This is a genomic window from Janibacter sp. HTCC2649, from assembly GCF_000152705.1.
Classification (GTDB): Bacteria; Actinomycetota; Actinomycetes; order Actinomycetales; family Dermatophilaceae; genus Knoellia.
Genome location: NZ_CH672413.1, coordinates 3,608,474 through 3,620,934, shown reverse-complemented (window position 1 = coordinate 3,620,934; position 12,461 = coordinate 3,608,474). Strand labels below are relative to the sequence as shown.

At 67.9% G+C, this 12,461-nt stretch carries 11 protein-coding genes; 3 read left to right on the top strand and 8 right to left on the bottom strand.

Translation table 11 applies throughout. The annotated features are described in order from the left end of the window. Positions 1-56 precede the first annotated feature (56 nt). Both sucD and sucC read right to left on the bottom strand, forming a co-directional pair. Positions 57-938, bottom strand: coding sequence for a succinate--CoA ligase subunit alpha (gene sucD, locus JNB_RS17360; protein WP_009777831.1), 882 nt, complete (start codon positions 936-938; stop codon positions 57-59). A gap of 22 nt (positions 939-960) precedes the next feature. Next, complete coding sequence (gene sucC / locus JNB_RS17355) at positions 961-2,139, bottom strand: ADP-forming succinate--CoA ligase subunit beta (protein ID WP_009777830.1); 1,179 nt, start codon at positions 2,137-2,139, stop codon at positions 961-963. A gap of 234 nt (positions 2,140-2,373) precedes the next feature. Between sucC and JNB_RS17350 the strand changes: the two genes are divergently transcribed. Both JNB_RS17350 and JNB_RS17345 read left to right on the top strand, forming a co-directional pair. Further along, complete coding sequence (locus JNB_RS17350) at positions 2,374-3,327, top strand: triacylglycerol lipase (protein WP_009777829.1); 954 nt, start codon at positions 2,374-2,376, stop codon at positions 3,325-3,327. Positions 3,328-3,591: 264 nt separating this feature from the next. Further along, on the top strand, positions 3,592-4,290 hold the full coding sequence (locus tag JNB_RS17345; protein ID WP_009777828.1) for a M23 family metallopeptidase: 699 nt from the start codon (positions 3,592-3,594) through the stop codon (positions 4,288-4,290). 105 nt (positions 4,291-4,395) lie between these two features. Here JNB_RS17345 and pcrA read toward each other — a convergent pair whose 3' ends face one another. From pcrA to JNB_RS17315, 6 genes are all read right to left on the bottom strand, one after another. Beyond that, a complete protein-coding gene (gene pcrA / locus JNB_RS17340) occupies positions 4,396-6,903 on the bottom strand; it encodes a DNA helicase PcrA (protein WP_040885153.1) in 2,508 nt (835 codons plus the stop codon). Positions 6,904-6,954: 51 nt separating this feature from the next. Next, positions 6,955-7,290 carry a LysM domain-containing protein gene (locus tag JNB_RS17335; RefSeq protein WP_158306151.1) on the bottom strand — a complete coding sequence of 112 codons (336 nt, stop codon included), beginning with the start codon at positions 7,288-7,290 and terminating at the stop codon, positions 6,955-6,957. Between the two features lie 23 nt (positions 7,291-7,313). Continuing rightward, positions 7,314-8,891: an ABC-F family ATP-binding cassette domain-containing protein gene (locus tag JNB_RS17330; RefSeq protein ID WP_009777825.1), complete on the bottom strand. Its 1,578-nt coding sequence runs from the start codon at positions 8,889-8,891 to the stop codon at positions 7,314-7,316. Positions 8,892-9,018: 127 nt separating this feature from the next. Beyond that, positions 9,019-9,408, bottom strand: a complete 390-nt coding sequence (locus JNB_RS17325) for a hypothetical protein (protein ID WP_009777824.1) — start codon at positions 9,406-9,408, stop codon at positions 9,019-9,021. Positions 9,409-9,511: 103 nt separating this feature from the next. After that, positions 9,512-10,177 (bottom strand): hypothetical protein, encoded by a 666-nt coding sequence (locus JNB_RS17320; RefSeq protein ID WP_009777822.1) that lies wholly within the window; start codon positions 10,175-10,177, stop codon positions 9,512-9,514. 2 nt (positions 10,178-10,179) lie between these two features. Then, the gene (locus tag JNB_RS17315) at positions 10,180-10,524 is read right to left on the bottom strand and encodes a PadR family transcriptional regulator (protein WP_009777821.1); all 345 of its coding nucleotides are present in this window, start codon (positions 10,522-10,524) and stop codon (positions 10,180-10,182) included. A gap of 199 nt (positions 10,525-10,723) precedes the next feature. Here JNB_RS17315 and JNB_RS17310 point away from each other — a divergent pair, with 199 nt between their 5' ends. Further along, positions 10,724-12,421, top strand: coding sequence for an HNH endonuclease signature motif containing protein (locus JNB_RS17310; RefSeq protein WP_009777820.1), 1,698 nt, complete (start codon positions 10,724-10,726; stop codon positions 12,419-12,421). Positions 12,422-12,461 lie beyond the last annotated feature (40 nt).

The following is a 12,461-nucleotide window of genomic DNA, read 5'->3' as shown; positions in this document are numbered from 1 at the left end:
CATACCGAAGATTTCTCGGTATGCCGCCCGCTCGCGTGTGGTGCGTCAGGCTGGGTTCAGAGGCTGCGCATGATCTCGCGCATGAGCTCGGCCGTCTCGGACGGCGTCTTGCCGACCTTGACCCCGGCGGCCTCGAGGGCCTCCTTCTTGGCCTGGGCGGTGCCCGACGAGCCGGAGACGATGGCGCCGGCGTGGCCCATCGTCTTGCCCTCGGGAGCCGTGAAGCCCGCGACGTAGCCGACGACCGGCTTGGTCACGTGCTCCTGGATGTAGGCGGCGGCCCGCTCCTCGGCGTCGCCACCGATCTCGCCGATCATGACGATCGCGTCGGTCTCGTCATCTGCCTGGAACGCCTCGAGCGCGTCGATGTGCGTGGTGCCGATGATGGGGTCACCGCCGATGCCGATGGCGGTGGAGAAGCCGAACTCACGCAGCTCGTACATCATCTGGTAGGTCAGGGTGCCCGACTTCGAGACCAGGCCGATGCGGCCCGGACCGGCGATGTCGCCGGGGATGATGCCGACGTTGGACTTGCCGGGGCTGATGAGGCCGGGGCAGTTCGGGCCGATGATGCGCGTGGCCTTGCCGAGCGAATAGTTGAAGAACTCGGCGGAGTCCTTGACCGGCACACCCTCGGTGATGACCACGACGAGGGGGATCTCGGCGTCGATGGCCTCGACCACGGCGGACTTGGTGAAGGCCGGGGGGACGAAGACGACGGAGACGTTGGCGCCGGTGGCCTCCATGGCCTCCTTGACCGAGCCGAAGACCGGGATGTCGGTGCCGTCGAAGTCGACCGAGGTGCCGGCCTTCTTCGGGTTGACGCCACCGACGACGGCGGTGCCGTCAGCGAGCATCAGCGTCGTGTGCTTCATGCCGACGGCGCCGGTCATGCCCTGGACGATGACCTTGCTGTCTGCGTTCAGAAAGATTGCCATGTGGTGTGTTCCTGTCCTGAAGTCAGTTGGCCTGGGCGGCGAGCTCGGCGGCCTTGGCCGCGGCGCCGTCCATGGTCTCTTCGATGGTCACGAGCGGGTGGTTGCGCTCCGCGAGGATGCGACGACCCTCATCGACGTTGTTGCCGTCGAGACGCACGACGAGCGGCTTGGTCGCAGCGTCACCGAGCGTGTCGAGCGCGCCGACGATGCCGCGGGCGACCTCGTCACACGCGGTGATGCCACCGAAGACGTTGACGAAGACGGCCTTGACCTGCTCGTCGCCGAGGATGATGCCGAGCCCGTTGGCCATGACCTCGGCGCTCGCACCTCCACCGATGTCGAGGAAGTTGGCGGGCTTGGAACCGACCGACTCGCCGGCGTAGGCGACGACGTCGAGCGTGCTCATGACGAGCCCCGCGCCGTTGCCGATGATGCCGACGTTGCCGTCGAGCTTCACGTAGTTGAGGTTCTTCTCCTTGGCGGCCGCCTCGAGCGGGTCGGCAGCGGCCTTGTCCTCGAGTGCGAGGTGGTCGGGCTGACGGAAGTCGGCGTTCTCGTCGAGGGTGACCTTGCCGTCGAGGGCCACGATGTCGCCGTCGGTGGTCTTGACGAGCGGGTTGACCTCGACCAGCGTGGCGTCCTCGTCGCGGTAGACGAGCCACAGCTTCTCGAGGACGGGCACGATCTTGGCGCCGGTCTCGGCGTCGAAGCCGGCCGTGTCGACGATCTCCTGCGCCTTGGCCGTGTCGATGCCGACGTTGGGGTCGACCGCGACCTTGGCGAGGGCCTCGGGGCGCTCGACGGCGAGCTGCTCGATGTCCATGCCGCCCTCGACGCTGCACATGGCGAGGTAGGTGCGGTTGGTGCGGTCGAGCAGGACGGAGAAGTAGTACTCCTCGGCGATCTGCGCGCCCTGGGCGATCATCACCTGGTGGACCGTGTGGCCCTTGATGTCCATGCCGAGGATGGCCTCAGCGTGCTGCTGCGCCTCGTCGACCGTCTTGGCGACCTTGACACCGCCCGCCTTGCCTCGTCCACCGGTCTTGACCTGAGCCTTGACGACGGTGACACCGCCGCTCTTGGCCCCGATGGTCTCGGCGGCCGCACGGGCCTCCTCAGGGGTGGTGGCAACTGCTCCAGCCAGCACGGGTACACCGTGCTTCTCGAACACATCGCGTGCCTGGTACTCGAAAAGGTCCACGGATTCGTTCCCGTCCTCACGTCGTCGTCTACTGACCGCTGGTTCGTTCGGGGCGAGCCTAGACCCGCCGCGAAGGCTGCACCGCCGACGGGTCTCGATCTGGTGACGCCAGCCGCGTGATCCTCACTACATCGGGCACGGTCAGACGGCGGGGCTATACGGTGAAACCACCATGGATGCATCAGTGAGGACGCACCCGGCCGATTCGGCCAGCGCCGAGAAGGTCTGCCCGTGATGGGCCGCGCCCGCCAGCTGGCGCTGTCCGGAGCCCAGCTGGCCCGTGGCGTCGGGACGCTCCTCACCCCGCGAGCCATCTTCGGCATGGCCATCGAGACGGCCTGGGTGGGGACGCACCTCGCGACCTATCCGCTCGGGATCTTCCAAGAGCGCGCCGATGGTCTGCGCGGGTACCGGATCGAGCACTTGGCGCCCGTGCAGCGCGGCCTCATCATTTCCCACCTCGAGGCCTCGGGCACGCCGATCCTGCTCGTGCACGGCTTCATCGACAACCGCTCGATCTTCACGCTGCTCCGTCGCGGACTCACGCGTCGCGGGTTCGGGTCGGTCTACGCGATGAACTACTCCTCCCTCACCGCCGACATCCGCACAGCGGCCGCGCAGCTCGGCGAGGAGATCGAGTCGATCGTCGCCGACACCGGCTACGAGAAGATCCACGTCGTCGGCCACAGCCTCGGCGGCCTCATCGCCCGCTACTACGTCACGCGCCTCGGCGGCGACGAGCACGTCCACACGCTCGTCACGCTGGGCACACCCCACCAGGGCACCTACAGCGCCTACGCCCTCCCGAGCCGGCTCGGCACCCAGATGCGCCCGGGCAGCGGCCTCCTCAACGAGCTCGACGAGCCCGCTCCCGGCTGCACGACGCGATTCATCTGCTACTGGTCGGACACCGACATCGTGGTCGTCCCGCAGGGCAACGGCCGACTGCGCCACCCCGATCTCTCCGTCCGCAACATCCGCCTCCACGGGGTCGGGCACATCTCGCTGCCGATCGTGGGCGACGTCGTCCACGGCATCTCCACCGCACTGGCCGAGCTGGACCAGGACGGCGGCACGGTCACCGCGGGCGTCACGCCGATCGCGCACCGCGGTCGTGCCGATGACCTCGCGAGCCAGCACGGCCGACGCTCGGCGAGCGGACGGCATACGGCCGACGGCCTCAGCTGACCGATCGGGACGTGGCTGCCGAGTGGCCACCGGGCGACACGCCGGCGCGACTCGCCGAAGCGGAAATCGCATCCCTGCAGGTCAGAGCAATGATGTGGACAACGAGTTTGTATAACGGTCAGGTCACGGTACGGTGGTGCCTCCCGTGTCCCCTGCACGTGAGGTATCCCTGTTTTGACTTCCCCTTACCAGGGGCGCCACCGAGGCCGTCACCGCAAACCTGCGACGACCACCCGAGTCTCCCGCGCCCTTCATCCTGGTTTCGTGTTGCCCACTGCCGCTGCTGCGGCGCTGGTCGTCACCGCCACGGGTGCCACAGTTGCCGAGTCCGCTCCGCTGACCCTCGACCTGACGGCTGCCCAAGCGCAGACCGCCCGGGACCAGGCTGCGACGGAGGTCGCCCAGCAGGCTGACCTCTCGACGCGCCGCCAGCAGGTCGCGATCCAGACGGCAGCCCTGCAGGGTCGGGTGACCGAGCAGAAGCGCGTGGCTCGCAGCAAGGCTCGCGTCGCTGCGGCCGCTGCCGCCAAGGCCAAGGCCGATGCCGCCGCGAAGGCCAAGATGGAGCGCGAAGGCAAGAAGTGGGTCATGCCCATCTCAGGCGCCACGTTCACGTCGGGCTACGGCATGCGCTGGGGACGCATGCACTGGGGCAACGACTTCGGTACGGCCGTCGGAACGCCGCTGCACGCGATGTCCCGCGGCACGGTCACCTTCGTTGGAGCCAACGGCAACATGGGCAACCTCGTCCGGATCAGCTACTGGGACGGCACGGAGTCCTTCTACGCGCACATGAGCCGGTTCGCGACCCGCGTCGGCGCCGAGGTCATGCCCGGCGACATCGTCGGCTACTCCGGCAACACCGGTCGCTCCACCGGCCCGCACCTCCACCTGGAGATCCACCCTGAGGGTGGCGGCGCCGTCAACCCGGCACCGTGGCTCGAGGCGCACGGCCTCCAGTGAGCTGACGCTTCACGATCAACGTCGCAAGGGCGGCACCCATTCGGGTGCCGCCCTTGTTCGTTCGTTGGCGTATGCCGTGCGCTCGCCTCGCGCTCCAGCCTCGGCTCAGAGCTTCTCGAGCGGGGCGAAGCGGAGCAGGAAGCGCTTGACGCCGGTGTCGCCACCGAAGTCGACCTCGGCCTGGGTCTTGTCACTCTCACCCATGGTGCGCACGACGCTGCCCATGCCGAAGGTGTCGTGGGTGACCTTGTCGCCGGGTGACAGCGCGATGATCGGGCGGTTGCCGGGCGAGCGCACACCAGGGCGGGCCGCGAGCGAGGCAACGGCGGGGCGTTGGCCGCGCTGCCCGATGGCGGCCAGGCCACTGAGCTCGCGCTCCCAGGAGAGGAGCTCGGTCGGGATCTCGTCGAGGAACCGGCTGGGCGGGTTGTATTGCGGTGCGCCCCAGGCGGAGCGCACGGCGGCCCGTGACAGGTGGAGCCGTTCGCGGGCGCGGGTGATGCCGACGTAGGCGAGGCGCCGTTCCTCCTCGAGCTCCTTGGGGTCGGCGAGGGACCGCAGGTGCGGGAACGTGCCGTCCTCCATCCCGGTGAGGAAGACGACGGGGAACTCGAGGCCCTTGGCGGTGTGCAGCGTCATCAGCGTGACCACGCCCTGCTCCTCGGCCTCCGCGGAGTCGGGGATCTCGTCAGCGTCGGCCACGAGCGAGACCTGCTCGAGGAAGTCCTCGAGACTGTTGACCTCACCGGTCTCGGCGCGAGCCTCGTCGAACTCTCGGGCCACGGCGACGAGCTCGGCGAGGTTCTCGACGCGGGTCTCGTCCTGCGGGTCGTGGCTGGCGCGCAGCTCGGCGAGGTAGCCGGACTTGTCGACGATGGCCTCGAGCAGGTCGGCCACGCCGGCGTTGTCGTCGTCGCGGACCGTGCCGAGGTCCTCGAGCAGGGCCGTGAACCCCTTGATGCAGGCGATCGAGCGGGTGGCGATGCCGGGAGCATCCTCGGGTCGGCCCAGCGCCTCGACGAACGAGATGCGCTCGCGTTCGGCCAGCGCTGCGACGACGGCCTCGGCCCGGTCGCCGATGCCGCGCTTGGGGACGTTGAGGATGCGGCGAAGGTTGACCGTGTCGGCCGGGTTGGAGAGCACGCGCAGGTAGGCCAAGGCGTCCTTGACCTCGCGGCGCTCGTAGAACCGCGTGCCACCGACGACCTTGTAGGGCAGGCCAACGCGCACGAAGACCTCTTCAAGGGCACGGGACTGCGCGTTGGTCCGATAGAAGACGGCGACGTCTCCGGGTTTGACGCCGTGCTCGTCCCCGAGCTTGTCGATGGTGCGCGCGACGAAGGAGGCCTCGTCGTGCTCGTTGTCGCCGACATAACCGATGATCGGGGCCCCCGAGCCGGAGTCGGTCCAGAGGTTCTTCTTGCGGCGCGACTCGTTGCGCGCGATGACGGCATTGGCGGCGGTGAGGATCGTCTGCGTGGAGCGATAGTTGCGTTCGAGCAGGATCGTCCGGGCCTCCGGGTAGTCCACCTCGAACTCGACGATGTTGCGGATCGTCGCCCCACGGAACGCGTAGATCGACTGGTCGGCGTCACCGACGACGACGAGCTCGCTGGGCTCGACGGAGTGTTCACCGCGCTTCTCGTCCGAACCGACGAGCTCGCGAATCAGTTGGTACTGGGCGTGATTCGTGTCCTGGTACTCGTCGACCATGATGTGCCGGAACCGGCGACGGTAGTGCTCGGCGACGTCCGGGAAGGCCTGCAACATGTGGACCGTGAGCATGATGATGTCGTCGAAGTCGAGTGCGTTCGCCTGACGCAGACGACGTTGGTATGCCGTGTACGCCTCCGCGAGGAGCCGTTCCGTATGAGTGCCACCAGGGTTCTCGGCGCTGGGCTCGGAACCCACGGTGGCGGCATACGTCTCTTCGTCGATCAGCTCGTTCTTGAGGTTGCTCACCTGGTGGCTGAAGGTGCGCGGGTTGTAGCGCTTGGGGTCGAGGTCCATGTCGCGGATGACCATCGACATGAGGCGCTGGCTGTCGGCGGCGTCGTAGATCGAGAAGGTCGACTTCATCCCGACCTTGTCGGCCTCGCGGCGCAGGATCCGCACGCACGCGCTGTGGAAGGTCATGACCCACATGGCGCGGGCGCGCGGCCCGACGAGGTCCTGGACGCGCTCGCGCATCTCGGCGGCGGCCTTGTTGGTGAAGGTGATCGCGAGGATCTGGCCGGGCTGGACGCCTCGGGCGGCGAGGAGGTAGCCGATGCGGTGGGTCAGGACACGCGTCTTGCCCGAGCCGGCGCCGGCGATGATGAGGAGCGGTCCACCGGCGTGGATGACGGCTTCACGCTGCTCCTCGTTGAGTCCTTCGAGGAGGGCTTCGGGGTCCTGGGCGGGCGTCGAACCCCAGGCCGGCTCCCTGTGGACGGAGCCGTCGCCTGTGTCATTGAGGGCCCACGAAGGGACACCGGCCGCGTTGACGAGCGCCGCGTGGGCGCTCACCTGCGTGTCGTGGTCCGTCGTGGGTGCGCTGTCGGGGTCTGCGGCGGAATCGGGCTCGCCAAGGCCCGTCCCGTTGAAATCCATGCCATCGAAAAGGGTGCTCATCTTGGCCACAACCCTACGTCGTGACACCCACAGTGCCCGAACACCTGTGCGTCAGCGAGCGACCCCTTGGGCCGGGATGATCAGCTTCTGCCCGACCGTGATGAGGTTGATGTCGTCGAGCCGGTTGACTGCGGCGATGTCGATCCATCGCTTGCCGAACCGCTGCGCCAGCTCGGACACGGTGTCGCCCTCGACCACGGTGTACTCAAGGTCTTCACCGCTGTCGGCGACATTGATGACCTGACCCACCTGGATCTGGTTCGGGTCGTTGATCGGGTTCCACCGCAGCAGGTCCGCGAGGGTTCGGTTGTAGGTCTGGGCGATTCCGCTGAGGGTGTCACCAGAGACGACGGTGTGGGTGGTCGGCAGGATGCTGGGTGTGCTCATGGAGCCAGCCAACCGCACGCGGGTCACAGCTTCAATGGCACGCGTGGGCCGTTCCACTGTCCGCGCAGCCATCGGTCGTGGCTCGCGACGATGACCGTGACGGGCGTGCGGGCGAGGGCTGCCTCGACCTCTTCGACGAGGGCGAGGCTGAGGTGGTTGGTCGGCTCGTCAAGGAGGAGCAGGTCGGGTTGCTCGCCGATGACGATGGCCAGCGCCAGCCGTCGCTGCTGCCCCTCGCTGAGGAGTCCGACCGGGCGGTCGACGTCGCGGGGGTGGATGAGGCCGAGCTCACCGAGAAGCAGTTCGGAGCCGGTCGCCCGATAGGTCTGACGGACCGTGGCGGCCGGGTCGGGGAACTCGACGTCCTGTGTGAGGAGGCCGACCCGTCGCGCCGACACCTGGACGTCGCCGGCGTCCGGGGCGACACGCCCGGCGAGAACCTTGAGGAGAGTGGACTTGCCGGAGCCGTTGGACCCCTCGATGAGGACGTGCTCCCCCGCTGCGACGTCGAGCCGCGGCACGTGGACGCGCCCGTCGACGAGGAGATCGCGCACGCGGACGGACGCGGCGCCTGCCGCCGTGAAGTCCCCGGCGAACGTCAGCGGCGGGCGCGGCTTGCGCACCTGGTCGCGTTCGAGCACCTCGATGCGTTGCTGGGCGTCACGACTTCGACGGCTGGCGGACTTCTGGACCCGGGCGCCCTTGAAGGCATGGATGAACTTGTCGTTGTCGCGTGGACCTCGGTTGTGCGCGACATCGCTCGTCGTGGTGCGCGCAGCGGTGCGCAGGTCGGCCAGCTCGGCCTGCTGGGCGGCATACGCCTCCTCCCAGCGTCGCTGGGAATCGCGACGAACCGTCAGGTATGCCGTGTAGTTGCCGGTGAATCGTCGCCCGCCTTCGCCGTCGGTCCCGAAGTGGCTGGGGTCGAGGTCGACGACCGCCGTGCAGACCGTGTCGAGGAAGGTGCGGTCGTGGCTGGCGACGAGGACCGCCCCGGGAAGTTGGTTCAGCTCGGACTCGAGGTGGTCGAGGGCCTGGTCGTCGAGGTGGTTGGTGGGTTCGTCGAGGACGAGGCACTCGGGGCGTCTGGTGAGGAGGGCTGCGAGGGCGAGGCGGCTGCGCTGGCCTCCGCTGAGTTCGGCGATGGTGCGGGCGTGGTCGAGGGCGCCGAGGCCGAGGCGTTGCGCGGAGATCTCGGCTCGCCGGTCCGCGTCCCAGGCGTCGTGGAAGGTCGCCCAGGTCAGGAGTTCGTCATAGGTCTGCGCCGCAACGGGATTCACGAGGTCGTGGCTCAAGGCCTCCAGGCGCGCGACGGCATCGTGGAGTGGCGCGAGGGCCTGGGTGAGGACGTCGCCGATGGTGTTGCGGGGGTCGAGTCCGCTGTCCTGGGCGAGGTAGCCGAGGTCGTGGGGCGTGGTGATGCTGCCGCGGTTGGGCTGCTCGATGCCGGCGACGAGACGGATGAGCGTCGACTTGCCAGAACCGTTTTCGCCGATGAGGCCGACGCGCTGGCCGGGCGCAACGGTGAGATCGATGGCGTCGAGGACGCTGCGGCCGGCGTAGCCGTGCGAGACGTCGCGGAGGGTGAGGGGGTGAGACATGGAACTCCAGCGGGGAGGGTTCAGTGGCTCGCGCGGGCGGGTGGCCTCGGGCGCGTGCGTGGTCGCTGGATCAGTTCTTCATGATGCGAACAAGGCTACGTGCGCCTGGCGGTCTCCGCATCTTCCTTTACCGGATTCGACGTGACCTGGGCCGGGCGGGAAAGGCTTGGTGTGGAGGAAAGGTGAAGTACAGCCCGGGGACGGTGACCAGCCCAAAGAGGGCGACGAGCCAACGCGCCCCCGAGAACACGGTGCCCGACGACGGGAGCGACGTAAGGCCCCACCACAACAACCCGCTCACGATCAGGAACACGACACCGAAGACGACCCAGTCCCGACGCTGGACGGATCCGTGCCCCTCGGATTGCCGCACCGCACGACGGCGGCTCAACCACACCAACACCGTCCAGCTCAAGATGGGGAGGGTCAGGTAGGGCATCGCGGTTTCGAGCATCAGGTAGTCAAAGTTCAGGTCCTCTGTCCACCCGACCTCGCTGGCGGTCAGCGAGAAGATCAAGGCCCATCCGCGACCTGCACGACGATCTCGGCGACCTTCTGCCCCCGAACCCCGTTGAACCGCAACTGCTCGGCGAGAATCCCGCAGTAGGTCGAGAGGCCCGTCAGCTGAACCATCGCCGCACCCTCATTCGCAGCGTCGATGACGGTTGGTCCGGCATGTTGCGAGTCGGTGGATTCCAGAAGTACACGCCAGGGACAGTAAGGATCCCGAAGGCCGCAACGAGCCAGCGCGGCTGCGAGAACGCCGTGCCGGATGGGAGGAAGGAATCGTCACCCCACACGAACAACCAACCCACCACGACAACGGCCACGACGAAGAGAAGCAGACTCAGAGCGCGCAGCAGCCACTGCCTCCGTGGATCGCCGAGCACTCGAGATCGCTGGCGGCTCAGCCACAGCCCCACGGTCCAGCCCAGGACGGCAGTAGTCACATACGCCGCCACCATCGCCAGAGCAGCCGTATCGACGTCGATGTTCTCGGTCCACCCAATGTCCCCAGCAGGCACCAAGGCCGTCAACAGAGCCACCAGCCCCGTCACCCCCAGGCAAGCAGTTGTGAGACGGAGGAGCCAGGAGGTCCATCGAAGGGGACGCCAGGTGCCGGCATAGTCCGCAGGCTGGCCGAACGCCACAATCGGGTCCTCACCTGTCATCAGGACGTGGTCCTGGACCTGGGCGACGATCTCGCGCACCTCGCGTTCCCTGACTCCATTGATGCGGAGCTGCTCGGCGAGGAGCTTCGAATAGGTCCATACGTCGGTCGGCATCCTCAGCCCTCCAGTGCCTTGGTCATGGTCTTTGAGAAGCTGAGCCATCCGTCGCGTCCGGAGGCGAGCTCGGCCCGTCCTGCGCCGGTGAGCCAGAAGTACTTTCTCGGCGGACCCGACTGCCCGGTGACCCACTCACTCTTGACGAGGCCGTCCTCCTCGAGGCGGCTCAGCAGCGGATAGATCGTGCCGCCCTTGATCCCCTCGAAACCGAAGTCCGCCAGGGACGCCATGAGCGTGTAGCCATAGGCCGACGTCTCGCGCGACAGGGCTGCGAGGACGGCGAGATCGAGGACTCCCTTGAGCCACTGGCTCTGTCGGTCCTCGCGCACTTTGGCCTTCCCCATGGCTAGATGGTTCCCCTATCTAGTTAGGAATGTCAACTAGTCCTCGGGCTGGACTGTCGGTGGCCGTTGCTAACGTCGTTGACAAGCGCCGGCCTTGCCGTGCCCATTTGGTGAATTGGGTTGTGCGAGTGCGGAATTCAGCCCAGAGCGTAGCCCGAATTCCTTGACTCTAGAACTCACGTTCGAGTAAAATCAGGTCATGGAAAGCACCGCCGCGACCGCCGCCCTTGAGGGCCGGTATGCCGCGCTGCGCGCTTCCGCACATGAGTTGAGTTCCGAGGAACTCCTGGACGTCATCGAGCTCGCGCAGCGGGAGAAGGACGCCGCGTCGGCCCGGCAGGCGGTCGCGTTGGCGCACCTGTCCGCGCGCGATGTCCACCGTCAGGAGGACGGCACCTCGGTGGAGGTCCATCACGGGTTGGGGCACCAACGCCAGGACGGGCCGGAGCTGGCGGCACCCCGGTTGGGGTGTTCGGTGCATGTCGCGACGAACCGGATCCTCGATGCGATCCGTCAGCTGACGCGCACCCCTGCGGTGGTGGATGCGATGGCGTCGGGTGATTTGGATGAGCAGCGTGCCCGGGTCGTCACGGAGGAGACGGAGTTCTTGTCGGCGGAGTCCGCGGCTGAGGTCGTGGACCGGGTCAAGGACGTGTGGGGACAACTGACCACGGGGCCGCTGCGCCGGCTCCTGGCGCGCACCGCGGCGCAGGTCGACCCGGACGCGGTCGCCCAGGAAGCTGAGGAGGAGCGGGCCCGGCGCGGGTTGACCCGCCGAACCGGGGAGCACGGCACCGACCACTGGCGCGGTGACTTCCGGGTCGAGGACGCCAGGGGTGCGTGGGCTGCCGTCACCGAACGCGCCCGGCAGTTGGTGCGCGACAAGAAAGCCAGCAACCTGGAGATGGCTCGGTCTGACGCGATGATGGAACTCATCCTCGAACACTCCGACGTCAAGGTCATCGTCCACGCCACCCGCGCCGCCGACGACGAAGCGCGACCCACCGACACCACCGCCGACGAGACCACCACTGCTGACCGCACCACCGCGCCCGCAGAGACGACTGTGCCCACTGAGGCGAGCGGTGCGGCCGAGGACCTCGTCGAGGTCGGTGGGCTCGGACAGGGTGGGACCACGTTCGTCCGCCGTGAATGGCTCGACCAAGCCGACACCTCGAACCCCGACCGTGACCTGACCTGCGACAACGACACCGGCGCCCTCCTGCACGGTGACGTCCCGGCCGCCTTCGCGCGTGGTCAGGGCCGAGCCCGACACGCTCGCCGCAAAGCCGAACGCTGCGGCCAGGACCTCGAAGACTTCAGCCAGTCCTACCGGGTCCCCGACGGCATGGCCCGACTCATCCGGTTGCGCGACGGATCCTGCCGCTTCCCCGGCTGCGGTGTGCCCGCACGCCAGTGCGACCTCGACCACGTCCGCCCCTGGCCCATGGGTCCCACCACACCCTCAAACCTGATGGCGTTGTGCCGACGCCACCACCAGATCAAGCAACGCGACGGCTGGAGCGTGAAGCTCCACCCCGACAGCACCGTCACCTGGACCGACCCCACCGGGCTGCAACGCACCACCTGGCCCGTCGACCACCTCCACCTCATCACCGCTGGCACCACCACGTCGGGACGCGCCACAGCAGACCCCGCCGACATCCCCACGACCTTCGAGGAAGAACTCATCGAACTCCTCGGCGGCCCCGCCAACGCCGAACCCCGTGCCTACCCGATCACCTTCGACGTTCGCGGCAACACGTACGGCGGCCCACCGCACCCCATCGACCTCGACGCCGGACACGGCCTACCCACCCTCACTGGACCAAGGATCAGCGTCATCTTCGACGGCCCACCACTGCCACCCCCGCGACCGGACGTCATCCCGTTCTGAGGTTCGTCCGCGCGAAGTTCTGGATACGTGCGGGTGAGCG

Excerpts from the sequence above, each read along its gene's own strand:
- JNB_RS17350 (WP_009777829.1), top strand. The coding sequence starts at position 2,374 with ATGGGCCGCGCCCGCCAGCTGGCGCTGTCCGGAGCCCAGCTGGCCCGT.
- JNB_RS17320 (WP_009777822.1), bottom strand. The coding sequence starts at position 10,177 with ATGCCGACCGACGTATGGACCTATTCGAAGCTCCTCGCCGAGCAGCTC.
- sucD (WP_009777831.1), bottom strand. The coding sequence starts at position 938 with ATGGCAATCTTTCTGAACGCAGACAGCAAGGTCATCGTCCAGGGCATG.
- JNB_RS17310 (WP_009777820.1), top strand. The coding sequence starts at position 10,724 with ATGGAAAGCACCGCCGCGACCGCCGCCCTTGAGGGCCGGTATGCCGCG.
- JNB_RS17315 (WP_009777821.1), bottom strand. The coding sequence starts at position 10,524 with ATGGGGAAGGCCAAAGTGCGCGAGGACCGACAGAGCCAGTGGCTCAAG.
- JNB_RS17335 (WP_158306151.1), bottom strand. The coding sequence starts at position 7,290 with ATGAGCACACCCAGCATCCTGCCGACCACCCACACCGTCGTCTCTGGT.
- pcrA (WP_040885153.1), bottom strand. The coding sequence starts at position 6,903 with ATGAGCACCCTTTTCGATGGCATGGATTTCAACGGGACGGGCCTTGGC.
- JNB_RS17330 (WP_009777825.1), bottom strand. The coding sequence starts at position 8,891 with ATGTCTCACCCCCTCACCCTCCGCGACGTCTCGCACGGCTACGCCGGC.